Source organism: Cupriavidus sp. PET2-C1 (assembly GCF_054515855.1).
Window position 1 is genome coordinate 2,181,819 of the sequence record NZ_CM137260.1, and the last position, 24,096, is coordinate 2,205,914.

Annotated in this window: 19 protein-coding genes; 4 read left to right on the forward strand and 15 right to left on the reverse strand. The window is 66.8% G+C overall.

Features of this window, described 5'->3' with window-relative positions; all coding sequences use genetic code 11:
- Positions 1–9: 9 nt before the first annotated feature.
- Both ACX12D_RS29830 and ACX12D_RS29835 read left to right on the forward strand, forming a co-directional pair.
- Positions 10–474 (forward strand): arsenate reductase/protein-tyrosine-phosphatase family protein, encoded by a 465-nt coding sequence (locus ACX12D_RS29830; RefSeq protein WP_459374640.1) that lies wholly within the window; start codon positions 10–12, stop codon positions 472–474.
- Positions 471–2,714, forward strand: a complete 2,244-nt coding sequence (locus ACX12D_RS29835) for a polysaccharide biosynthesis tyrosine autokinase (protein ID WP_459374641.1) — start codon at positions 471–473, stop codon at positions 2,712–2,714. The genes ACX12D_RS29830 and ACX12D_RS29835 overlap by 4 nt, the downstream gene beginning before the upstream one ends.
- Before the next feature lie 94 nt (positions 2,715–2,808).
- Here the strand turns inward: ACX12D_RS29835 and ACX12D_RS29840 are convergent, their stop codons facing one another.
- From ACX12D_RS29840 to ACX12D_RS29900, 13 genes are all read right to left on the reverse strand, one after another.
- The gene (locus ACX12D_RS29840; protein ID WP_459374642.1) at positions 2,809–4,659 is read right to left on the reverse strand and encodes an alpha/beta fold hydrolase; all 1,851 of its coding nucleotides are present in this window, start codon (positions 4,657–4,659) and stop codon (positions 2,809–2,811) included.
- 315 nt (positions 4,660–4,974) lie between these two features.
- Complete coding sequence (locus tag ACX12D_RS29845; RefSeq protein WP_459376562.1) at positions 4,975–7,383, reverse strand: polysaccharide biosynthesis tyrosine autokinase; 2,409 nt, start codon at positions 7,381–7,383, stop codon at positions 4,975–4,977.
- A 41-nt stretch (positions 7,384–7,424) separates the two neighbouring features.
- Positions 7,425–8,147: a Crp/Fnr family transcriptional regulator gene (locus ACX12D_RS29850; protein WP_459374643.1), complete on the reverse strand. Its 723-nt coding sequence runs from the start codon at positions 8,145–8,147 to the stop codon at positions 7,425–7,427.
- A 280-nt stretch (positions 8,148–8,427) separates the two neighbouring features.
- Positions 8,428–11,052: a glycoside hydrolase family 2 protein gene (locus ACX12D_RS29855; protein ID WP_459374644.1), complete on the reverse strand. Its 2,625-nt coding sequence runs from the start codon at positions 11,050–11,052 to the stop codon at positions 8,428–8,430.
- Positions 11,053–11,063: 11 nt separating this feature from the next.
- On the reverse strand, positions 11,064–12,056 hold the full coding sequence (locus ACX12D_RS29860) for a DUF1839 family protein (protein WP_459374645.1): 993 nt from the start codon (positions 12,054–12,056) through the stop codon (positions 11,064–11,066).
- The gene (locus ACX12D_RS29865) at positions 12,056–13,057 is read right to left on the reverse strand and encodes an amino acid--[acyl-carrier-protein] ligase (RefSeq protein WP_459374646.1); all 1,002 of its coding nucleotides are present in this window, start codon (positions 13,055–13,057) and stop codon (positions 12,056–12,058) included. Before ACX12D_RS29865 ends, ACX12D_RS29860 begins: the two co-directional genes overlap by 1 nt.
- Before the next feature lie 10 nt (positions 13,058–13,067).
- Positions 13,068–14,267 carry an acyl-CoA dehydrogenase family protein gene (locus ACX12D_RS29870; RefSeq protein ID WP_459374647.1) on the reverse strand — a complete coding sequence of 400 codons (1,200 nt, stop codon included), beginning with the start codon at positions 14,265–14,267 and terminating at the stop codon, positions 13,068–13,070.
- A complete protein-coding gene (locus ACX12D_RS29875; protein ID WP_043352647.1) occupies positions 14,264–14,515 on the reverse strand; it encodes an acyl carrier protein in 252 nt (83 codons plus the stop codon). Before ACX12D_RS29875 ends, ACX12D_RS29870 begins: the two co-directional genes overlap by 4 nt.
- A gap of 127 nt (positions 14,516–14,642) precedes the next feature.
- Complete coding sequence (locus ACX12D_RS29880; RefSeq protein ID WP_459374648.1) at positions 14,643–16,052, reverse strand: undecaprenyl-phosphate glucose phosphotransferase; 1,410 nt, start codon at positions 16,050–16,052, stop codon at positions 14,643–14,645.
- Between the two features lie 126 nt (positions 16,053–16,178).
- A complete protein-coding gene (locus tag ACX12D_RS29885) occupies positions 16,179–16,847 on the reverse strand; it encodes a phosphatase PAP2 family protein (RefSeq protein WP_459374649.1) in 669 nt (222 codons plus the stop codon).
- 662 nt (positions 16,848–17,509) lie between these two features.
- Positions 17,510–17,821 (reverse strand): hypothetical protein, encoded by a 312-nt coding sequence (locus ACX12D_RS29890; RefSeq protein ID WP_459374650.1) that lies wholly within the window; start codon positions 17,819–17,821, stop codon positions 17,510–17,512.
- Between the two features lie 99 nt (positions 17,822–17,920).
- Positions 17,921–18,370, reverse strand: a complete 450-nt coding sequence (locus ACX12D_RS29895) for an ANTAR domain-containing protein (RefSeq protein WP_441632583.1) — start codon at positions 18,368–18,370, stop codon at positions 17,921–17,923.
- Between the two features lie 233 nt (positions 18,371–18,603).
- Positions 18,604–19,464: a response regulator transcription factor gene (locus ACX12D_RS29900; protein ID WP_459374651.1), complete on the reverse strand. Its 861-nt coding sequence runs from the start codon at positions 19,462–19,464 to the stop codon at positions 18,604–18,606.
- Positions 19,465–19,963: 499 nt separating this feature from the next.
- On the opposite strand from ACX12D_RS29900, the gene ACX12D_RS29905 reads away from it, so the two are divergent.
- Complete coding sequence (locus tag ACX12D_RS29905) at positions 19,964–21,679, forward strand: phage integrase family protein (protein WP_459374652.1); 1,716 nt, start codon at positions 19,964–19,966, stop codon at positions 21,677–21,679.
- Positions 21,680–21,740: 61 nt separating this feature from the next.
- On the opposite strand, the gene ACX12D_RS29910 is transcribed toward ACX12D_RS29905, so the two are convergent.
- Positions 21,741–22,754, reverse strand: a complete 1,014-nt coding sequence (locus ACX12D_RS29910; protein ID WP_459374653.1) for a ParB/RepB/Spo0J family partition protein — start codon at positions 22,752–22,754, stop codon at positions 21,741–21,743.
- A 2-nt stretch (positions 22,755–22,756) separates the two neighbouring features.
- Positions 22,757–23,416 (reverse strand): AAA family ATPase, encoded by a 660-nt coding sequence (locus ACX12D_RS29915; protein ID WP_006159055.1) that lies wholly within the window; start codon positions 23,414–23,416, stop codon positions 22,757–22,759.
- A gap of 365 nt (positions 23,417–23,781) precedes the next feature.
- Between ACX12D_RS29915 and ACX12D_RS29920 the strand changes: the two genes are divergently transcribed.
- Positions 23,782–23,985 (forward strand): cold-shock protein, encoded by a 204-nt coding sequence (locus ACX12D_RS29920; RefSeq protein WP_043352637.1) that lies wholly within the window; start codon positions 23,782–23,784, stop codon positions 23,983–23,985.
- Positions 23,986–24,096 lie beyond the last annotated feature (111 nt).

Below are 24,096 nucleotides of genomic sequence, written 5' to 3' on the forward strand. Positions count from 1 at the left end.
GAGGCCGCGATGATCCGCTCAATCCTGGTTGTGTGCATCGGCAATACCTGCCGCAGCCCCATGGCGCAGGGCCTGCTGCGCCACGCGCTGCCCGGCTGCACGGTGAGTTCCGCCGGGCTGGCCCCGCTGGAGGGCGCCGCCGCCGATCCGCACACGGTGCGCCTGCTCGAGGAGGACGGCCTCGATCTCTCGGGGCACCGCGCGCGCACCGTGGACGGGGACATGATCAACGGCGCCGACCTGGTGCTGGTGATGGACACCGAACAAAAAGAGGCGCTTGAGCACCAGTATCCGCAGGCACGCGGCAAGGTCTACCGCCTTTGCGAATTCATGCACGCCGACGTGCCCGACCCCTATGGCTGTTCGCAGAATATGTTCAGGATCGTGCTGGGCCTGATCAAGCAAGGGGTCGACTCATGGACGGTGCGCATTCGCGCCATTGCACAGGATCAATGTCACGGGGAGGTCGCATGAACACGTTCAATCCAAACGAGGCATTGCCGGCGGGACGCGCTCAGCGGGAAAAATCGATCGACCTGACCGGCTATCTCGACATACTGATGCGCTACCGCTGGACCTTCATCCTGATCGCGGGCACGGTCTTCGCCCTGGGCGCGACCTACGCGTTCTTCACCAAGTCCGTCTACCGTACCGATATCGTGGTGCAAGTGGAAGACACGGGGAACAACGCCAACAGCAAGCTCGCGGGCAGCGTGGCGCCGGTCTTCGACGTCAAGCCGGCCGCCGCCGCGGAGATCGAGCTACTGCACTCGCGCATGGTGGTGGGCAAGGCCGTGGAAAGCCTGAAGCTGTTCATCGATGCCACGCCGAGCTACTTTCCGGTGATCGGCCAGGCACTGGCACGCTACAACCCTGGCCTGTCGGAACCCGGCCTCTTCGGCTGGGGCGGCTTCGTCTGGGGCGACGAGCGCATAACGGTGGACCGCCTCGACATGCCGACGCGGCTGGAGGGCACCAGGATGATGGTGACGGCCCTTGACGGCAAACGGTACCGGCTGAAAGTCAAGGGCGAGCAGGCCATGGCAACGGGCACCGTCGGCCAGCCGCTGGTCGTGCCAACCTCGCGCGGCAACGTCGAGATCCTCATTACGGAACTGGAAGGCAACCCTGGCGCCACCTTCAACGTGACGCGGCTGCCTCGGGCCATTGCCATCGCGCGGCTGCAGCAATCCCTGCAGATTGCCGAGCGTGGCAAGTCGAGCGGGGTGATCGGCGTCACCCTTGAAGGCCCGGACCCGGACCTGATCGCGGCAACGCTCAACGAGATCGGCAGCGAGTATGTCGACCAGAACGTGCGCCGCAGGGCGGAGGAAGCCGAGAAATCCCTGGCCTTCCTCGACCAGCAGCTGCCGCAGGTCAAGCAGCAGGTGGAAACCGCCGAGACGCGCTACAACGCGCTGCGCAACCAGCGCGGCACGATCGACCTGACCGAAGAGTCGAAGCTGATCCTCTCGCAGTCCGTGCAGATCCAGACGCGCCTGCAGGAGCTGCGCGCGAAACGCCAGGAACTGGTGACGCGCTTTACCGGCAGCCATCCCAGCATCGGCATCATCGATGAGCAGATCGGCAGCCTGAACGCCGCGCTCGCCGGCGTGACCACGCGTATCCAGAAGCTGCCCGAAGTGGAGCAAAACGTGTTGCGCCTGCTGCGCGATGTCAAGGTCAGCACCGAGCTTTACCAGTCGCTGCTCAATGACGCCCAGCAGCTCAAGCTGACCAAGGCCAGCAAGGTGGGGACCGCGCGCATGGTCGACCCGGCCGACGTGCCCTTGCAGCCCGTGCGGCCCAACCGGTCGCTGCTGGTGATATTCGCGGCCATGCTTGGCACCGTGGGCGCGCTGATCGTCGTGGCCCTGCGCCACATGCTGGACGGCGGCGTCGCCGAGGCCGACGATATCGAGAACCTGACGGGGTTCACGGTGTACTCCACCATCCCGTTCAGCCCGGAACAGTCGCGCCTGGCCACGCAGGGCAACCCGAAAGCCGCGCTGCTGGCCTGCCAGATGCCTGACGATCCCGCCATGGAGAGCTTGCGCAGCTTCCGCACCGCCTTGCAGTTCTCGCTGCTTGGCAACCGCCATCCGGTGGTGCTGGTGACGGGCCCGGCGCCCGGTGTCGGAAAGTCCTTCATCTGCGCCAACTTCGCCGCGGTGCTCGCCGCCGGCGGCAAGCGTGTGGTGCTGATCGACGCCGATCTGCGGCGGGGCAGCCTGAACCGGCGTTTCGACACTGACCGCGGCCCCGGCCTGACCGAGCTGCTGCAGGGCGCGCCGGTGGAACCCGCCGTGCGCAGGCAGGTTGTGCCCGGGCTGGATTTCATTCCCACCGGGACGCTGCCCGAGCATCCCGCGGACCTGCTGCTGAGTCCCGCGATGGACGCGCTGCTCAACGCGCTAAAGGCGAACTACGACATCGTGCTGATCGACACGCCGCCGGTGCTGGCCGCCTCGGATACCGGAATCCTCGCTACCAAGGCGGATGCGGTCTTCATGGTGGCCCGGGCGGACTCCACTACCGTGGATGAACTGGAAGCCGCGGGCAGGGCGATCAGGCAGGTCGGCGGGGAAGTCAAGGGCGTGCTGTTCAACGGGTTGAATGTGCAAGGGCGGTGGTATCGGGCGCATTACAACTTCGGGAAGTACCGGTATCTGAACTATCGGTACCAGGACGTGGATACGGTGCAGAGCCGCTAGGGCTGCCCCGCGCAGCGCGCAATCGAAGGCGCCGGGATTCCGGCGCCTCTTTTTCTGTCGTTGCACGGGGGCCGCGGGGCCTTGCCGCCCGCGCTCAGGCGCTCGCCGTGCCTGACACCGCTTCCGCCAGCGCGCCGGAGCTGTCCTCGTCCGCCTCGCTCACCTCGCCCGGCTCGCCACGCGCCAGCTGCGCCTCGACGTAGCGCACCAGATGTGCCGCCAGCGCGGCGCGGCTGTCAGCAAGAAACAGCGAATGATCGAACGTGGGCAGGGTGCGCACGCGGATGTTGCCCAGGCCTTGCAGTGCTTCGAGGTTGCCGCCAAAGCGGTCCTTGGCTTCTTCCAGCCCGATATCGCTCATGCCGTAGAGGAAATCCGTCTGCACGCCGCGCCGGTCGAGCTCCCGCATGGCGGCCCGCGCGAAGCCGGTCACGGTGGTGGTGTCGTCGCTGCCGCGCCAGCGCGCCACGGCGGCTGCGCCGCGTTGCAGCGCGCGCCGCGTGCATCGGCGTGCGAAGCCGGACAGGATCGGCCAGACCTTGACCTGGCCGCGCCACAGCCGCTGCCAGTTCTGCGCGCGGCGCACGGCCGCCACGTAGCCCCGCATGGACTGCACCCGTTCGTTCACCGCGGCGGTGTCAGCATCGTCCCAGCGGAATTTCGCCAGGTTGGCAAGGACCAGGCCGTTGACCGCCGGATTGCGCAGCGCCACATGCAAGCTGATGAACGCGCCCGAGCAAACCCCGGCCATGACGATGCGCTTGTATCCCTGCGCGCGCAGCCAGTCGACGGCAGCACTGGCATCGTCGCAGGCGCTCTGCGCGTAGACCGCGGGAATGCTCATCTGGCGAGCCGGGGCCGGACTATCGCCCAGCGTGGAGAGATCGAGGCGCAATGCGGTGACGCCGTGCCGGGCCAGCTCGCGCGACAGGCTCACGAAGACCCGTCCGTCGCCCACATGATGGTTGCCGCCGGTATTGGGAAAGAGCACCGCGACATCGCTCGCGCCGCGCCGCGCGGGCTGGCAAAGAATGCCGAACTGGCGCCCGCGGTCCAGCCATACCCGCTGCTCGCGCACGCCGTCCACCTCGCACTCCAGCGCGAGGCTCTCATTGCCCGGCGCAGGCCGGCCGGGCGCGGCGCCGCGGCGCCCGGCGGCGATGGCCGGGCGCACCCAGGCCAGCACCTCTTGCCAGGCGCTCTCAGGCACCTGCGCGTACTCGGCGGCTTGCATCATGCCGGGATACTCGCCAAAGGTGCCCAGCGTGACTTCAGCCCCCGAGCCGCGATAAAGCGTACCCATTTCTGCGACGGGGGAGGTGGCGCCCGGCCAGGCGTCGAGCAGCAGCACGCGCGGCGCGGGGCAGCCTTTGCGGCGGGCCAGGCGCAGGCCTTCGAGCGCCGTCACGGTGTCGGGCTGGAAGCGATAGGCCAGCACGTCGAGCGACCCGTCGGTGGGCGGCGTGAGCTCGATGTCGGGGATGACGTTGTTGACCCAGCTAGTGTGCAACGCGCGCAGCTCGCGCAGATAGGCGCGCCCGCTCACCACCGGCGCCAGCAGGACCAGGCCGGCCACGGCACCGGGCTCGCGCGCGGCCAGTGCCTCGGCGGCGAGCACGGCCAGCGTGGCCCCCAGGCGCAGGCCGCACAGCACGACCCGGCTCACCGCGGCCTGCTCTCGCAGCGTGGTTACCGCGGCCAGGATGCCATGCACACACCAGGCAATGTGCTCGGCATCCGCATCGGTACCGGCCGAGTCACCGGTGCCGGGATAGTCGAAGCGCAGCACCGGCAAGCCCGCGGCGGCGAGGTCTGTGGCCAGGTGGCGAAACGCCCGGTGCGACCACATCGCCTCGTGGCCATGCGGGTTGCACAGCACCACGCCCGTGGTGCCTGGCGCCTCGTGCAGCCAGCCGGCACAGCCCTCGAACAAGACCGGTTTCATGACCTCTCCCAGCGAAAAATGAGGCATTGGCCCCAGGCATTGGCGCACGCAGAAACGGGTACGCTTTGCCTTCTGATGTTGTTAGTTCGTGTTCGTGTGCCATGCCCGCCGGCGGCTACCGACCTGGCACAAGCCATCAAAATCCTTGCCGCGGCCCGCCCAACGGCCCTGATCGGCCACCACAGGCTGCGATTTTCATGACAACGCGCAACGTGCGGGGCACGTTGCGCGCAGGTTGCGAGGCGGCGTTTCACAAGGTCCGGGCGCACGCAGAAACGGGTACGCTCATGGAGATTTCCCTGGCATCCCCGGCTCTCAGGCGGCTGGCATGGAGCCACGGCCCGGCTGCTGCTCTGCCGTGCCGTCCCGTGCGGGGCGCGACTCCAGCGCCAGCGCTTCAGGCTGCGCGGCCGGCAGCGGCAGCCCCAGGTACGGGCTCATCGCGGCGAAGTCCGCGCGGTTGCTGCGCCGGCGCGTGACGCCGTTAAGCATGCCGCCGGCAAGCCGCGCCCCGGCGCGAGCCAGGCGCTTTAGCGTCTCGTCCACTTGCGCGGCGGGCGTGACATCGGCGCGCACCACCAGCAGCGTCGAGCCGGCCAGGTTGGCGACCAGGGTGGCATCGGCCACGGCCAGCACCGGCGGCGTGTCGATGATGATCAGGTCGAAGCGCGCCTTGCAGGCCTGCAGCGTCTCGGCCAGCGCCGGCATCATCAGCAGCTCGGAGGGATTGGGTGGCATCGATCCGGCGGTGATCACCGAAAGCCCCGACACCACGGTGGGCCGCATCACCGCCGCGAGCTCGGCATGGCCCGCGAGCAGTTCGGCCAGCCCCGGCTCGGCGGCCTGGTCGAACCAGTTGGCAACCTTGCCGCGGCGCAGGTCGGCGTCGATCAGCAGCACGCGCTGGCCAGCCTCGGCGAACAGCACGGCCAGGTTAACGGAAGCAAAGGTCTTGCCAGTGCCCGGTGCCGGGCTGGTCACGGCCAGCACCGCATCGGGCGCGTTGCGCACGGCGAAATGCAAGGCCGCGCGCACGCTGCGCAGGCCCTCCACCGCGAGCGCGTGCGGCGAGCGCCGCGCCAGCAGGAAGCGGTCATGCAGCCCGCACCGCAGCAGCCGATCGGCCTCGCCGCTGGAGAACCCGCCGGGCTCGGCCAAGGCGCTGCCAGGCGCGGGCGCATACAGGCGCGGGGTGGGCTGGGCGGCGAAGCCCATCATCATGCCCAGGCGGCGATGCACCTCGGACTGGTGTTCGAGCTCGGTCTGCTCGCTGCTGAACGCGATCTCGCCGAGCATGGGCATGCCCAGCCGCGCCTCGGCATCGGCGGCGTCGGCCACCGAGGGCCTGTAGCGCTGCCGCGCGGCCACGCCGGCCAGCGCGAGGCACAGCCCAAGCAGCGCGCCGCCGCCGGTCAGCGGCCACGGGCCAACCCCGTCGGGGCGGGCGGGCGGAAGCGCCGCGTCGACGATACGCATGTTGTTGGTGCGATCCGACTGCACCAGCGAGAGCTGCTGCACCCGGTTGCGCAACGTCATGTACATGTCCTCGGCCACCTTCACGTCGCGCGTGAGCGCCACGGACTCGCGCTCCGTCTCGGACAGGTTCTGCATGCGCGAGTCCATGTCGCGGCGCACCTTGCTGAGCTCCTGGATCTGGGTGTCGACCGTGCGCACTTCATTGCTGTCGGTGGTAAAGCGCTGCAGCAGGCGGGTACGCTCCAGCCGCAGCGCGGCGATCTGGCGCTGGTAGTCCATGCTGCCGTTCAGGTACGACTGCGCGTCCTGGGTCGGCGCCATGGTGCCGCTACGGGTACGGTAGCGCGTGAGCGCGGCCTCGGCGCGCTCCAGCTCGCCCTGCACGCGCGGCAGCTCGCCGGTGACAAAGGCAAGGCTGCCGGCCGCATCGTCGCGGCGCTGGGTGGTCTGGCTGTCGATATACGCTTGCGCCACGCCATTGACCAGCGCGGCGGCCAGCTTGCGATCGGGGTAGCGCCAGGAGATGCGAACCGTGCCGGCGTCGCGCGTGTGTTCGTCCACCACCAGCTCGCGCGAGATGGCATCCACGGTGGAAAGCGGATCATGGCGGATCAGTTCGAAGCGCGTGCCCGGCTGCGCGTCGAGGCTGGCCACCTGCAGCTCCACATCGTTGCCCGCGGCCGGCTCGCCCGCCACGCCCTCGAACAGCAGCGCACTGCCGGCATACAAGCGATAGTGGCCCTGCGGCTGGACCTCCAGCATCAGCGGCACGTTAAGCAGGCGCTCGGGCACCGCCAGGCTGTCGATCTGGATGCGCTCGCCGCCCCAGGCATAGCCCAGGCTTTCCGGCCAAGCGGCCATGGCTTGCCCTGGCTCGGCAAAGCGCGCCACCAGCGCACCCACCAGCGGCGCGCGCAACGGCACCGCCGAGATGTCCAGGTGCAGCCGCTCCACCACGGGCCCGACCACTGCGCGGCTGGTCAGCATGCCGGCATCGAACGGGGCGGCGGGGCCGGCCTGCGCCGCGCCGCGCGCGCCGGCATTCTGGCCTGCGTCGTGTGGCTCCACCTGCACCAGCGCCTCGACGCGATAGCGCTGCGGCATGGACAGGGCGACCAGGGCACCGATGGCGCCACCGGCGAGCGTCAGCGCGACGATCCAGCCAAGGTGATCGACTAGTGCGCGCGAGCCATGCGCTCGCGGCTTCGCCGGCTCATTTGCAGCCGGCGACGCACCGGCAAAGGTCAACCTGTTCACGGCAATCTCCCTGACCCAACCCCGCTCCCGCCTCAAGCACTGGCAAGCGCCGGCAGCAAACGATCGAACTCGCGCTTGACGAGCTTGTAGCACTCACAGGAATGTGCCTCCAGCCCATGCCGGTCGAGCACCGTGATGTGCCCGCGGCTGTGCTGGATCAGGCCCAGGTCCTCCAGCTTGCCGGCGGCCTCCGTCACCCCTTCGCGGCGCACGCCCAGCATGTTGGCGATGACCTGCTGGGTGATCACCAGCTCGTTGGACGCCATGCGATCGAGGGCCAGCAGCAGCCAGCGGCAAAGCTGCTTGTTGAGCGAGTGGTGACGATTGCACACGGCGGTCTGCGCGATCTGGGTAAGCACGGCCTGCACATAGAGCAAGGTGACGCGCTGGATGGCCGGGGAGTGCGTGAATTCCTGTTTGAGCGTGGCGGCGGAAAGGCGGTAGGCAAAGCCCGGCGTGCGTACCTCGACGCGGCAGGGCATGGTGTCGCCACCGGTCAGCACCGGGATGCCGACGAGGCCTTCATTGCCGATGGCGGCGATCTCGACGGTGGCGCCGTCCTCCAGCAGCGACAGCATCGAGACGATGGCCGTCGTGGGGAAATAGACATGATGAATGCGCTGGCCGGAATCGGTCAGCAACTGCCCGGCGCGCATGCGTACCAGCTCAAGATGCGAGGACAGTGCTTCCCAATCGTTGCGCGGCAAGGCGCCAAGCACATGATTGACGTGCAGATCCGAACGCTGACTGATCATGACTCTCTCCCCGTGACCAGCCGTACGAAAAACCTCGACCGAAGCCGGACCGCCGTGATCCGGAGGACCGGCACCGACCACCTATTCTTTGACCTTGGTTCGCACGGCATTTGTGCTTGTATTAAGTGCCATATGTGGCCCTGCCAACAGTAGCCGCACGGCTGAAACCTGATCATCCTTCGGTAGGTGTGAGAGCGCGGCCGGGGCCGCGTCGCCGGTGCGCGGCAATGACACCCAGGCGGCGCTTCGCGCCGTCATCGCCTGGCGTTTTTCCGCCTCTTCAGGCGCATGGCGCGCTGTAGGCAATCGCGCGGCGCGCATTGAGCGCGTGGACCTCCCCCATCGGGATGGGATCTGCCTGCGCACGGCCTACACCCTGCGCGCCTTCACGGCCTCCTCCTTGCTGGCCGTTATCGGGTAAGAGTTTCACGCGCCGCTGGCTACCGGGCGCGAGATGGAACCAGTCGTGTTCCGCGCGAAAGGCGATATCGTCGATGTGCACCCAGCGCGCAAAGCGCCGGGTCGATACTGTGAGCCACCAATCGCCATCCTCGCGCGCCACGCCCACCGTCAGCTCCGGCGGCTCGAGCGCGGCCGCGCTGCGCTCGGGCAGGTAGCAGGCCTGGCTCAGCAGGGCGCCGTCGCTGGGATCGACCAGCGCGGCGCGCACCACGTCATGCAGGCACGGCCCGAAGCGATACGCGTATGTGAAATCGAAAAAGGCCCCTGCCAGCGCGGCGCCGCTGATGTGCTGCGTGGAGCGCGGGGCCAGCCACACATCGCGCGCGACATCGAGCAACGCGGTCTCGCCGCCGCGCCAGCATTGCAGTTGCAGGCGCACATTGCGCGGCGTGGCGCGCTCATTGATCAAGTGCAGGTGAATGCCATTGAGGCCTTCGTCAGTGATCAGCACCTGCAGCGGCTGCCACACCTGGCGCAAGGCATGCCAGGCCGACTTGGGCCGGGCCAGCGCATCGACGATGCCCCAGCCCGCGCCGGGCAGCAGGTCCTGCAACTGCCACACCAGCCCGCCCGAGCAGGTCGAGCCCGCGCGCCGCCATTCGCTGAAGACGTCGGTCATCAGCTCCGCCACCACGGCGCGGGACAACGCCAGGTAGCGCGCCGTGTCCTCGTAGCGCAAGCGCGGCGGGTCCACCTTGAACAATTCGCGCAAATAGAAGTCGCGCACGTCTTCGAAGTCCCAGCCGCTGCCGGCATCGCGCGGCACACGGGCCTTCCAGCGCGGATCATGCACGGGCGGCACCGCCAGCGCGTCCGCCAGGGTGCGTGCGCATGGCACGTTGGAAAACGCCAGGCACTCCGAGGTAAACCGCACATTGGCGCGGCGCGCGTCGTCAATCGGGCGCTGGTACGCGCCCACGCCGTAGTAGTGCGTCACGCCGCTGTCGGCCTGGAAGGGCCATGCACCGCCGCACGGCGAGTTGCGCACATAGACCGCGTCGGGATGCCAGGCCGCAATGCACGCCGGAATGATCTCGTCGAACAAGGGCTGGCGCCAGCTGGCCGCAGGCGTGCCCATCATCGCGGCCTGCTGCTCGGCTTCGCTGCCGCCGCACAGCACCGCCACGCTGGGATGGTGGCGATGCGCCGCCAGCCACTCGGTGACCTCGCGCGTGGCCTGCGCCATCAGCGGGCGCGCGGCCTCGGCGCTGGCCGAGTAATCGAAGTTCGCGAACATGAAATCCTGCCAGACCAGCAGGCCAAGCGCGTCGCACGCGTCGAAGAAGGCCTCTCCCTGGTAGCAGGTGACGCCGCTCACGCGCACCATGTTCATGCCCGCGCCGTGCGCCAGCGCAAGCCACTTCTGCACTTGGTCGGGCGCATCGGCGTGGCCGGCAAGGTCGTGGCTGGTCCAGCAGGCCCCGCGGCAGAAGATGCGCTCGCCGTTGATGCGCAGCGCAAACGCCTGGGCGTCCTCGTCTCGGTCCGCCAGGCCGTCGGTGCCGCCATGGATGGTTCGGTCGAGCTCGATGCGGCGAAAGCCAACCTGCCCGCACGCGATGCGCTCTTCGCCCAGCCGCAGATGCACCGCATAGCGCTCGGGCTCGCCATGCGTGTGCGGCCACCACAAGCGCGGCTCGGGCACGGCCAGCTCGCCCTCGTAGGCGATGCCGCCGGTGCCCGCGTCCACGGCTTTCATGGGTGCCTCGCGGCCATCGGCGCACAGCATGATCGTCATCGCCGGCGGCAGCGATGCCACGTCGCGCAGGCGCAGCCGGATGACACCACCCTGCGCGGCATCGGCGGCCAGGCTTGCCTGCAGGTCCAGGCGCGCCGTCAGCAGCGGGCTCGCGTCGGTGGCAAGCGCCAGCAGGTCGATGCCGCGCCAGGGCCCGATCGTGTGCACGCTTGGGCACCAGCCGGGCATGTGGCCGAGCAGCGTGGTGCGGACCAGGCGCAACGCGGGCGGCGTGATCATGCGCGGCCTCCAGCGCACCGGGCCGCGCTGCGCGCGCAGCCAGCGGTGCAGCGAGCGGAAGCACAGGCAGAGCACATGCTCGCCATCGAGATGGAGCTCGGCCTCGAACGCCGTAAACATGTTCTGCGCGTCGAGCACGCGCACCTCATCCAGCCAGACCTCGGCCACGGTGGCCAGGCCGTGCAGGCGCAGCCGGTACGCGCCCGCGCCGGACACCGTCACGCGGTACCAGTAGTCGTGGTCGTGCAGCGGCCGCGGTGCCGCCGCCTGCCATTGCCCCGCAGCCTGAAGCGCCTGCGCCACCGTCCCAGGCACCTGGGCCGCGATCCACGGGCCGCGCCCGGCCAGCGCCGCGGGCGATGCCACGGCGCCGGCGGGCGTCTCCAGCAAGGCCCAGTCGCCGGCGAGCGGCTGCCGGTGCACGGGCCGCCCGGGGACGGGTGTCAAGCCAAGCGGCGCATGCATGGCAGGCGCCCTCAATACTCGGCTTCGCCCACGTAGCCCGCCAGCGCCGGCACCGCCGCCTCATAGGAGGCCTCGAGCTGGTCCAGGCAATCCCGGCAGCGATCCACGCGGCGGCTGATGATGGAGCGCACCAGGCGGAACTGCATCACCATGGCCTCGGACGCGAGCTTCTGGCACGCGCCCGCTACGCTCTCAGGCATCGGCTGGCCATGCTGCGCCAGCCAGCGCAGGTACTGCCCGAGCAGCTCGAAGTTGGCGCCGAGCTGGCGCAGCACGCTAAAGGCGTAGGGATGGAAGGTCTGCTCGCCACCGGCCATCAGTGCTTCCTGATGCGCGGGAAACGCCGTGCGGAATGCCGTGATGGGATTCTGGCGCGGACGGCGCGCCAGGTGCTTGCGCAAGAGCGCCAGCGAGGCGCGCACCAGCATCGTCCCTTCCAGCGAGGGGAACCGGCGGCGCGCCACCTCGGCATAGGGAAACAGCAGGTTCACGTCGTCCGCCAGCACGGGCAGGCGGCGGAACAGCCCGGCGTAGTCCTCGCCGGTGGCCACGTGATAGCCCTCGTTATGGTAGTAACCCACGGACTGCGCCTCGGGCATCATCACATCGATGCCGATGGTGGTCTTGGTATGCTCGCGCCGGTACGACGTAGCCCGGTTGTCCGGCAGGTAAAAGCCATCCACCTCGAGCAGCACCACGTGGCCGCGGCAGGTCTGCCCGGCGACGCGGTCTTCCATCGACTCATACAGCGACAGCTCCTGCACCACCACGCCGTAGAGACGTTCGAGATCGTCCGGCGGGTATTTGAAGAAGGTGAACTGATCGCCCTCGAAATCCTGCGACACGGTGAATCCGAGCGCCGCAACCGGGTCCAGCTCCCAGCCGTGCAGCAGCTCGATCCACAAGTCCACATAGCAGTTGGTCTGCGGCCAGACAGGATTGCCATTGTGCAAGGCGTGCGACACGTGCATGCCGCGCTCCAGGTTCCGTGGGTCAACGAGCATTACAGCCCTCCCAGGGTGGCGCGTACGTCCTTGGGCCACAGCGACAGGTCGAAGCCGTGGTGGCGCAGCAGCGCCAGCGTCAGGCGCTCGATGCCAAATCCCGCGCAGCCGGTGTGCGCCGGCTCGCCGTCGGCGGTGCGCAGCGTCCACACCTGGCCGAAGTGGTCCATGTGGTAGTTGAAGCTCATGCACGCCGTGGGCGGGGCGCCCTCGTTGATCGGGACCAGCAACTCGAACTTGAGCTTCAGCTCGCGCTGGCAGTCCGCCACGATCTTGCCGCCACGCCCGAAGAACGGGTCATTGGCCACCTCCACCTCGTGCGGGAGCTCGAGCATGGTGGCCAGCTGCTGGCCGCGCTCCATCCACAACTGGCGAAAGGCGATGATCTGCCCGGCGTTGCCCAGGCGCACGTACTCGCGCTGGCGGAACATCTGCATGCGCGCCGGATCGATCGAAGGCTCGTGGCGGAAGCAATATGACAGCACGTCCACCACCAGCCCCTGCGGCGGCATCGGGCCGCGCCGCGCCAGCGCCGGATAGATCGGGTAGCACGCGGCCGGCGTGAGCACCACGCGGGTCGGCCGCTGCTCGTCGGCCCATTCCTCGCCTGCCTCCATCCGTGCAAGCAGGCGATGATGGTCGCGATCGCTGCCGCAAAAGCTGTGCACGGTGCCGGCCAGCTGCGGAAAGCTCTTCAGGTAGCCGCTAGCCTCGAAATCCTCGCGCGACATGGCGGGCGGAAAGCGCATCACTTCCGCGCGCTGGTCGGCGCCGAGCGCGGTGACGGCCACGTTCAGGCCGTCCGCGATGGCCTCGAACACTGCGCTGCGGCCATAGACGCCATCGACCCCGCTCGGGATCAGCAGGCCCGCCTCGATCAATGCCTGCTGGTAGCGCCGCTGGCCTGCCTGCGGATCGCTGTACGAAGGCGTAGCGGCCGAGGCGGCGGCGTCCGCGGGCGCGGAACTGGCGCGATCTTCCACGCTGACGTTGGCATCCATGTCGTGCTCCTTAGCTGGAACGCTCGGCCAGCAGCAAGCTAGCGGTATTGGTCAGGATCCGGTCGTTGTTGATCATCAGCGGCGCGGACCAGAGATCGCGCAGGTGACGCCCGAGGCTGTAAGGCGTGCCTTGCTTGTAGCCGGCCATGCCGCAGATCATCATCGCCTGCTGCACCACCTCGATCGCCATCGTGCTCACGCTGGTCTTCAGGCCGTTCATCTCCGCGGCGAGCGAGAACAGTGCCGACACCGAGAGGCCCGCGTGACGCTGGCGCTGGTGCTCCAATGCGAGCTCAAGCCGCCCTTCCATCATCTGCACCATCGCCACCGCATCGGCCACCCGCGTGGCCGAGGGCGGCAGCGACCCCGGGCGCGCACGCGCCTGCCCCTGGAAGAAGGCCTTGGCGCGCTGCACGGCATCGCCGGCGATGCCGGTCCACAAGGCGGCCCACAGGATGTGCGAAACCGGCGTCATGGTGCCGTCCGCGATCTCGCCGAACGCCACCGGCAGGATCTGCTCGCAGGTGCCGCGCGCTTCCAGCCGAAATCCGTTGCTGCAGGTACCGCGCATGCCCAGGGTGTCCCACGTGCTGAGGCTCTGCAGCGTGAAGTCGTCCTTGAGCAGGCACACCATGACCTGGTCCGAGGGCGAGGCATCGGCATGGCGGCGCGCGGTGGCCAGGATGGCGTCGGACTGCGCGCCGTAGGAAATCGTGGGCGCCATCTTGAGCAGATGGAATCGGTCGTTCTCGACATTGACGGCGCAGCCGCTGTTGCGCAGGGCGCCGCCAATCGCTTCCTCGGAGGTGGCCGAGGCCAGCAGCAATTGCTCTGAGGCAATGCGTTCCAGCAACTGCTCATGCCAGGGGTTGCCCGATCCGTGCTCGACGATGCAGGCCACCTGTATCTGGTGCATGGCGTAGACCATGCCGGCCGAGGAGCAGGCCGCGCCCAGCACGCGGCAGATGGCCGCGACCGTGGCGAGCGATGCGCCAGCGCCGCCGTACGCCGCGGGCACCATGGCGCTGAGCAGCCGGTGCTGCCGGATTGCAGCAAACGCGTCGTGCGGGAACGCTGCGTCGCGGTCGACCTGATCGGCGTGCTTGGCCGCTTCGAGCGCGGCAAGCTGCGCCGCCGCCATCAGCTCGGTGGCGGTGCTGTGCGCAGCCATCGGGCGTGCCAGGTCCACGCTGGTTAAGGGGGGGCTCATGCTGCCTCCTGTTGCTGTCTTAGCTGCTCGGCGGCCGCTGCCAGCGAGTTGACACTGCGAAAGAGCTGCCGGGTCAGCATGGCGTCCGGGATCTCGATATTGAATGCGTTTTCGATTGCCAGCATCACATGAACGGTGGCAAGGGATGACAATCCGGCTTCGTAAAGATCGGCCTGGTCGTCGAGCGCGTCTACCGACACGTCGAGCCGCGCCACATCGGCAAGAATTTGTCGAATGGTTGCCTTCATCTCTGGTTCTCCTCGGTGAGGATGCTCGGGTTTCATCATTGGGCCGCAGCTACCGGCCGGTTTCGGTGCGCTGGCCCACCAACTTTGCATGTAGGCTAGCGGCGCGGATGTACTGGGGGCGAAAGGCTCAGAACGCCTCGCGTCCCGTCCAGCCATGCAGCGCGGTGCGCAAGATGATGTGCAGATCCAGGCGGAAGGACCAGTTGCGGATGTAGAAGATGTCGAACTCGATGCGCTGGCGCATCTTCTCTACCGTGTCGGTCGGGCCGCGAAAGCCGTTGATCTGCGCCCAGCCGGTGATGCCGGGCTTGACCCGGTGGCGCAGCATGTAGCGATCGATGACTTCCTTGTAGAGCTCGTTGTGCTCGATGGCGTGCGGGCGCGGGCCCACCACCGACATCTCGCCACGCAGCACGTTGATGAACTGCGGCAGCTCGTCCAGGCTGGTGCGGCGCAGGAAGGCACCGACGCGCGTGACGCGTGCATCGCCGCGCACGGCCTGGGTCACGCAGCCCGCGTCCTGGTGCTGCACCATGGTGCGGAACTTGTAGACGTGGAACGGCCGGCCATCCATGCCCAGGCGAGTCTGGCGGAACAGGACAGGGCCGGGAGACGAGCGCTTGACCAGCACGGCGATCACCAGCAGCAGCGGCGACAGCCCGACCAACGCCGCCAGCGCAAAAGCGCGGTCGAAGCTGCCCTTGAGCAAACCCGTGATGCCCGACTGCGGTGGACTGTTCAGGTCGATGACCGGCAGGCCAAGGAAGTCGCTGAAGCGATGGCCGAGCAGTTCGACCGCCATGATGTCGGGCACCCAGCGGATGTCGATCAGGTCGTTGCGGAAGTGGGAGACCACGTCATAGAGATCGCGGCACGCAGCCATCGGCAGCGTCAGCCAGATCTCGCGCACGCCGTTGTTGCGCACGAACGTGCAGACCTGCTCCAGCGAATCCAGCCGCGTTACGCCCGCGGGCACCGGCTGCTCCGTGCCTTCGTCGTAGATGCCGGCCACGTCGTAGCCCGCGCCGCGATTGTTCCGTACGCGCTGGTACATCTCGTGGCCGAGTGATCCATAGCCCAGGATCACCACACGCTTGGCATTGATGCCAAGCTCGCGCACGCTGCCCAGCATGCCGTAGAGCACCACCCGGGAGGCCAGCAGCATGACGGCCACGCTCAGGACCCAGCCCATCGACCAGAGCCGGGACAGCGCGGCCGACTGGTGCATCAGGTACGCAGTGACCAGGCCCAGCATGCACACCGCGCCCCAGGCCGCGAGCGTGCGCACCGCCAACGCGGCACGGCTGCGGCCGCGCCAGGAGTTGTACAAGCCACAGACGGGGAACACCAGCAAGGTGCTGACCGAGCACAACACGGTGATGAAGCCATGGACCGGCGCCGCGCCACGCAGGCCGTGGGGGAACAGCAGTTCGCCTACCACCGCGCCGCAGGCGGCAACGATGGCCGCATCGGCGAAGCGATACAGGATTTGGAGGGCGGCCTGCCTCTCTGCAACGAATGCGCGAACCGTCGACATGATCTGCCTCCATCCGGCGAGCCGGACTTGCTATGCAGATCATGGTTGCGCCACGGCAGCGCTACCGTCTGTTTGCTTGCGCACAGACGGGCTCGGGGCGCGTGCTGGCGGGCCGGGCCTCCCGGCTCAGCGGGGCGGGGCGGGAGGCAGGCAGGCCAGCACCGCGGATCCCTCGCGCTGGCCAGCCCATTCGCGCCATTGCCCGCGCTGGAACGGCTTGTCACGCCCGGCCAGCCGGGCGGCAATGATTTCGAGCCAGTGATGCGTGGGCGCGGCGACGCCAACCGCCGGCACGCCCAGCATCAGGACGACCACCAGCACGCCTGCCAGGGCCGGCGCCGAGCGGGCCGGCCGCCGGCCCCAGAAGATGAAGCTCAGGCTGACGGCAAAGCCGAGCGCAAGCCCGCTCAGCACTTCCGAGCCTGAATGCGCCTGCAGCTTCAGCCGTGAGACGCCCACCAGCAACGCCAGCAACAGGCCGATCCCGCCGGCGCCAACGGCAAGACGAGGATGCCGCGCCGACACGATCAGGTAGAACAGCACCGGCAATACCGACGCCGACATCATGCTATGGCCGGAAAACCCCGTGAAGTTGAGCGCCGCGCAGCCAATGCCCCAGCCCATGAAGGCCAGCTTGGAGGCCAGCACCACCGCGGCGGTCACGCCGAAGCTCAGCACCCAGCGGCGTGCGCTGGCAACGGCGCCGGCATGGAACAGCCATGCGGCGATCAACACGGCGCAGGGCAGCAGCAGGGAGGTTTCGCCGAAGCGGGAGATGAGGTGCCAGGGAATCATGATGGCTGTTAGAGGGTCGAGCACGCGAGCAAAGTAACACAGTTGCATAACAGCCTTCCCCACAGGCCTCCCCGCAGGGTTGCCCGCTGCGCGGGCCTTCTGGCCGGCTTCAACCCAGCCAGAAGCATGAGGCGGCCAAGGTGCCACCCGCGGGCCATGCGGCGATGCGAAGCACGCACTGGGCTGGCGGGTTTCCCAGGGCACTGGCGGGCAATCCCTTCAGCCATGTGGCAGTTGCATCTTCTGGTCGATACAGCTACCGCGGGTGTTTGGCTATCGTCGGAGAGTGGCCCGCCGAGCGGAATCGAGCTGGCCACTTTAGAGTCCGCATGGTCCCCCGGTCGGCGGACTCTTTTTTTGTGCTGCACCTTCGGATTTCGGCAATTTTGCGGGCGGCCAGCGCGGGCAGGAAAAGAAACAGGCCACGGTTTGCCGCCTCTGCCAGCCGGCTCAACCGTGGCCATCAAGATCCGGCGCAGCATGCGCTGCGGCCGAAACACGCGTGCGCGCATCCCTGCCGGCATGCGCACCGGAAAAGCTCCGGTCCCCCGAACACGCGCTCGTCGTCGCCCCCTCTTGCCTTACTCTCGTTGTCTTGTGGCGGATGAAGAGCCGGTGGCATCCCACACTGCTACCGGGATGCCCTGGCTAGCGGCCACGGCCTAGCCGGCCGCCGGCTCATGCACGCTCTCCAGCGCCGGTTCGCTTGCCACCACCACGCAGTACTCGTGGCGAGCAAGCAGTCCGGCCCGCACGGATGCCACCTGCCTGCGTGCTTCCTGCTCACCGGCAAAGGTAGCTGCCGCGATCGCGGCAGCCTCGCAGGCGTAGCGCCTGCCATGCAACTCTCCGCGATACAGCAGCGGTTCGTCGCGCCCGGTAGTCAGCCTGATTTCGTAGCAGCACGCCCACTTGCCCCGGCCCTCCGGCACGGCAAAGCCGCGCACGACCAGGATATCCAGTCCGTTTTCCATACGACCCCCTGTGCAGCGCGCGGCGGCCGGCTTGACATTGAGCGTTCCGGCTTCGTTATCCGCGCACTATCAGCATAGGTAGCCGCATTGGCGCGCGCATCATCCCCTTGCCGTAGACCCACCTGAACAGATGGGGGAGGACGGTGGCATGGCAAAGGCCCGGCGCGGAAAACACTGCCCCCCGGCGCGCACCAGCGCCACCGCAGCCCGCGTTTGCTCGGGCGAGGCTGGCACCGGCAGGCAACCGCTAGCGCCAAGGCCAGCGGCGTAGCGCGCGAACTCGGGGTCGGGGGTCTCGCACATGACCAGCCAGCGCCGGGGCGCCAGGCGGGAGTGCAGTGCATCGAGCAGACGGAACGAATCGGTATCGGTGCCGCTGCAGTCAAGCAGCGCGAAATCGATGGGCCCCGGAGGTAATTCGGCTGGGGTCGCCTCCAGCAGCCATTCGGGGGTATGCGATAGCACGGGGGCGAGCGCGGCAAGCTCGCGGAGGTGCCGCAACACACCTCGTCGCAGCATCATGTTGTGGGCAAGCAGGAGCGTTGTCATCGGCTGTGGGCGACAGCGGGTTGCGTTGGTTGCGCGAGGTGCGCTAAGCCAGCGAGTGCCGGGACCGGCTTCCCGCGAGAGCCACTTGTTTGTTGATCAGGGTAGCAAGTGCAGCACTACGCCGCCTCGTGCATTCGGATGAGGCAGCGTGTTGCAGAGGATGGAGTCGAGAATGGAGTCGCTGGTGCTCTGGGCCGCCGGGCGCCACTGCGCGCGCCCGGCGGGACTAACAATCAGGCCGCCTGGCAGACACCGGCCAGCTCGACCGGCGACGGCCCCGCGCCGCGGATCGGCACGGCAGCGATTGCCGGGCCCGGCCAGCTCAGCTTCGCGCCGCGCTGCAGCGCTACGTAAACCGCCTCGCCCTTGTTGCGCACGTGCAGCCGCTGATAAAGGGTGCACGCATGCGTCTTGGCGGTAGCCACCGAGATGTTCAGCAGACGGCTGACGGTCTTGATCGGATAGCCGCGCGCCAGCAGCGCCAGCACCTCGTACTGGCGCTCGGTAATATTAAGCAGGTGCGATCCGGCCGAAGGCGTTTCCGGCTCGGGGGCGGTATCGCCCGGCAGGTGCTGTGCCGGTTGGACGGCAGCGTCATGTTCGCCATCGACCTGGGTCGGTCCGGCGTGCATATGCAGCGTGGCCAGCGACGGCCTGGCCGGAATCGCGGGCCACGGCACAGGGCTCGCGTCGGCGCGCGCCGCCTGGGCCCGGGCGGGAAAGCACTCGCCGTCGGCAAGGACAAGGCGGATCGCCGCATCCAGCATGTCGGCGCTGCAGGCCTTGGACAACAGGCCGCGCACGCTGTCGGGCATGGAGGCACCGTTCTGCGGCGACAAGATCTGCTCGGATAGCACCAGGACCCGCTTGGGCATCAGTGTCTGGCAGGCCTGATCCAGTTCCTGCCAGCTCAACGCCGGGTCCGCCGACAACCCGTAGATCATCAGGTCGGCATGGCAGAGCCACTCGGCTGGATAGGGCAGGGCGCCGGGATCGATATCGACGAGGTCGCCGTGGAGGCCGGCCTGGGTCAACAAATGGCGCAGACCCAGGCGCAGGAGGGGATGAGGCTCGATCAAGAGGATTGTGGCCATGGCCGCTCTCTTTTTTTGTTACGGCATGGCGAGCCCCGCGACAACCCGCACATGCTAACGGAAATGCCCCACTATGCTGCGGTTGCATTTCCATACGATCCGTTTCGTCTCCAGGCCGTGGCAGCGTACCCGTCCAGGTCCCGCTGCCCGACTGACCATCCCGTGGAGTCGCTCTCGAATCGCCCCGTTTGCGCTTTCTTACGCTGTAGATGTTTCTTAATTCAGAGTTAAAGAAGTCTAACTCTGGGTCTCAGGATATGCACTGGCGGGGGTGAATGCAAGTCAGGGTTACACCCGGCGAAGCAGGTCGTGCAATGCCAGCGGCGTTGGGCTGCGCGGCCGGATCGGCCTACCACAGGTGGCAAACTGGCGAAAATGGGGGATTTTGCCGGTATAATTATCGGCATTGAACTTCACTATGCATTTACACCCGGATGCATTTAGCGATTGATTAAGTGCCTTATGAATCAAGATCTTAGCGACCAAATCGAACGTTGTCATGCAACCCGCTAAGGCCCCTAGCCTGAGTCTCACCCGCAGCGAATTTGCCGCTGTGCGGGCCTACGTGCAAGGCATGCCGGCCGCCATGGTAGCCGGGCGCTACCTCTCTGACGACAACGACGACGATGATGCAGGCGGCGAATCCGCCTTGCGGCTGTTGCTCGGGCTGCGCGACCGCATGGTGCAGTTGGCGCACCTGCATTGCCGGCAGGATCTGGCTGAACTGCTGGAAGGTGGCCCCGGGCGCTCCAACCGGGGCATGGACCGCCGGGTCGAAGCGCTGGCCGAGCTGGAACGGCTTGGTACCGCCCAGCCCCGCGCCGATCATGGCATCGAGCTCTGGTTTTCCCCCGCCCTGGCGAGGCGCTTGCGGGCGCAAAAGATATCTAATCTGCATATTTTGGTGGATCTTGCCAACCGCCATGGCAATGCGTGGTGGCGTTCGGTGCCCCGCATCGGCGCCCTTGCCGGAGCGGCAATCAACCGGTGGCTGGCCGATCATCGCGATGTCGTGCGGGATGAGCGGGGAGAACCTTTGCTGCGGGACCACGTTTTCGCGCGAGGCCGCTTGGCCGAAGCCACACTTGGCCCGCGCTTGCGCCAACTGGTGCCGTTTGAGCTGATGCGCGAAGAAGAATCGGGTACGGTGACGGCGATTTCACCCGATAGTGATCTAAAAGGCTCTTTTAGGAGCGATCTCGCCGCCGTTCGGGCTTGGCTCGCAGCAAATCAGGCGCAGCAAAGTACCTGGCTGGCCTACCGCAAGGAGGCCGAGCGGCTTTTGCTCTGGACGGCGATGGCGCGATGCAAGCCGCTGGCCATGCTGGATCGGCAGGATCGCCAGGACTATTTGGCGTTCCTTCGTCATCCTGCTCCCGTGCGGCTGTGGGTCGGTCCGCGTGCGCCCAGGGAGTCGGCGGCATGGCGCCCGTTCACCGGTCCGCTGTCGGAGAGCAGCGTGCTCCATGCTTCGCGCATCCTGGGCGCGCTGTTTGAATGGCTGCAAAGCCAGGGACATGTGGCGGAGCACGTCTGGCAGCCCGAGAGCCAGTCGAAGAGGATGGCGCCGCGCATGGCTGTGCCCGTGGCTGCCGGGACCACCCTTGAGTCCGAATCGATGGCCAGATTCCTTGCCTGGCTAGCGGCCCAGGGCCGGGATCCCGAAGGCATTCGCTATCGCGCCGCCGAAGCGGCAGTCCGCTTGTTGCAAGAGCAGCCCATCGGATTTGCGAGCCTGGCGACGTTCACGCGCGACAAGCTTGGCAAGCACGAAGAAGTTGGTACGCATGAAGAAGTTGGTACGCCCTGTGCCGAGGATGGGCACGGCGAGGGTGAGGGTCTAAGCGAGACCGCTCGCAGCGCACTGGAGCGTCACTGGCAGGACCGCGGGCTGGATTGGAGCAGGCAGGCCGGCCAGCCGATCGTGCTCGTCGGCCCTCCCCGGCTTCCGCCTACCGGCCGTGCCAGGCGCAAGGCGGAGAGGTCTCCGGATGCAGGCTACTCGGTCAGGGGATTGCATGCCTTGCTGAGCCAGGTGATCGAGCGATATCGGGAGGCCGAGGATGCCGAGTTCGCGGCCCGCTCGCCACGCGACCTTGCCGGGCGAAGAACCCGGGTGAAACGGTTTGGGGCGGGCGGGGCGGAAGTCATGGCCCCTGAGGCTTCCGGGGCCGGCACAGCGGATGATGTTCATGTCGTTCCGGCCCTGGAGTGACCGGATGGGGTGGGTGATCGCTGCCCTTCCCCCTCGACTCCGACTATGCAAGCTGTAGCTGTCAGCTAGCGGTCTTTTCCAGGCCAAAACGCGCCTTGAGGGTCTCGACCAGCGCTTCGCGCGCGCCTCGGTCGCTCACTTGCACATCCAGCACCACGCGCCCGGAATCCCACTCCTTGATCGTGCCAAGCAACTGCCCAGCGTCGCTGCGGATCTTGTACTGGCGGCTGATCTCCTTGATCTTGCGTGCCTTGCCTTCCTGCGCGTGCTTGCGAATCGCCTCGACCTCACGGCTGGACAAGCCCTCTGCCATGATGCGCGTGGCCAGGTCCCGTGTGCGGTCCTCTCCAACGATCTTGCAATAGAGCGTCAGCTCATAGCCGGTGGCAATTCCGATTGCGCTGGGACGCTCGCGCATGACGCCCAGGACGGACTCGGGCAATCTCAGCAACGCCAGTGTCTTGTTGACCGTGCCGGCTGACATCCCTGTCAGTTCGCAGATGTCTTCCTCTTTCTGGACCTTGCCTTCGTCGAGCAGTTGCCGCCAGGCAATCGCGTTGTCCAGCGCCGACTGGTCGGACCTTTGCTCATTGAGCAGGAACGACAGCCGGTAGAAATCCAGGTCATTCAGGTTGCTCTCGATGAAGCATTCCATCTCGAGCTTGCCCGCGGAGGCCAGCGCCCGCTTGCGGTAGTGGCCATCGATCAGGATGTAGTGCCCCGGCCGGGCCAGATCCGGCGTAGCCAGGCCCGGCGTTTTCTGGCCGTGGGTGGCAATCGAAGCCGCGCGTTCCTGCACCACCACAGGGTCGTAGATGCGGCGGGCATTGAACGGATTGTCGTGGAGCTGCGCCAGCGGCACCTTCATCAGGATTCGGCCACCCTCCTCCTCGGACTCACTTTCAGCGCTGAAAATGGGGCTCGGCTCTCGGGCGCGCACCTGGAGCAATCCGTTGGGGTGCTGCGAAATTGCCGCTTCGGCGCGGGCAAAGCGATCAATCGCGTCCCCTCGTGTTTTTTCTGCCGCCATTCCCGCCAACATGCCTGCCTTGAGGCTTTTCAATTTTGTCGCCATACCTAGTGCTCAATCAAAGACAATACTTCGTCGACCATCATGTCGACTTCCTGCACGGACTCGCGCGCGCCGGCCACGCCGTGCACGGTGCAACCAATCGCCTGGCATTCGCGGAATGGCGAGCGCGAACCGATCATCGATTGCATCAACGGGATTTCCAGATCGTCCCCCAAAATCTCAATCGCCTGGCGCGCAATGGAAACGCGCCGCTGCACCATGTTCGCCATGACGCGGATCCGCAGCGTTTCATTCTGGACCTGAGCGTGTTGGGCCAGGGTCTTGGCGGCCACCGCCGCCCAAAGGTCGGGAGGCGATGGGACAACCGGGATGATTGCCAGATCGGAAATCAACAGGGCGCTCGAGGGCGCAGCCGAATGTACCGCCGGAGGGCAATCGACCACGATGTAATCGTAGTCCTGGATGAATTTCCTGACTTCGCGGTGCATTGCGCCACCGGACGGCGCCAGGCCGATCACGGAAGCAGGAAAAGGCCGCTCGTCGCTTGCCTGCGCGGCCCAGCGCGTTGCCGTGCCCTGCTCGTCCATATCGACAAGCATCGACCGCGCGCCGCGCAATCCGAGCGTACCTGCGAGATGCATGCTGACCGTGGTCTTTCCGCACCCGCCCTTTTGGTTAAAGACCGTGATGATTTTAGCTGGCACTACGACCTCTCTTTCAGCGCTGAAAGCGCGATTATCGCTAGCCGCAACTTTAGTCAAAGTGACGTGCTGGCTCAACTGTTTTTTGAATTTATATTTTAAATATAATATTAGCGAAGATATTTCGCGTTATGGAAACGATAGATTTCCACTTGAAATACGGCACGGAATACGCCTAAAGTAGCGATAGTGCGTCTTTCGACGCACATGACACAACTAGACAAACTGGTTATGATGCCCGCAACAGTCGAGTCAAGTCGTGTCACCTCGTCGGCGTCCGTTCGGTAACTACGAGAACTTAGCGTGCTTGAACGGTTGTTAGCGTTGTTTGCGTTGTGTACAAGAACTTGCTTCGAAAGGAAATTCACATGACAACCGGTACGGTCAAATGGTTCAATGAGACCAAAGGCTTTGGCTTCATTACCCCGGATGACGGCGGTGCGGATCTGTTCGCGCACTTCTCCGAAATCCAAGGTTCGGGCTTCAAGACGCTCAAAGATGGTCAGCGCGTCACGTTTGAAGTAAAGCAGGGCCCGAAAGGCTTGCAGGCATCCGCCATCAAGCCGGCCTGATCTCACGAATCACGCCGAAATCGCAAACTACGCCGGGCTTTCGGGCTTGACGTGGTGAGTAAAGCAAAAGGCAAGCGTTTCACGCTTGCCTTTTGTGCTTCTTGCGGTGCG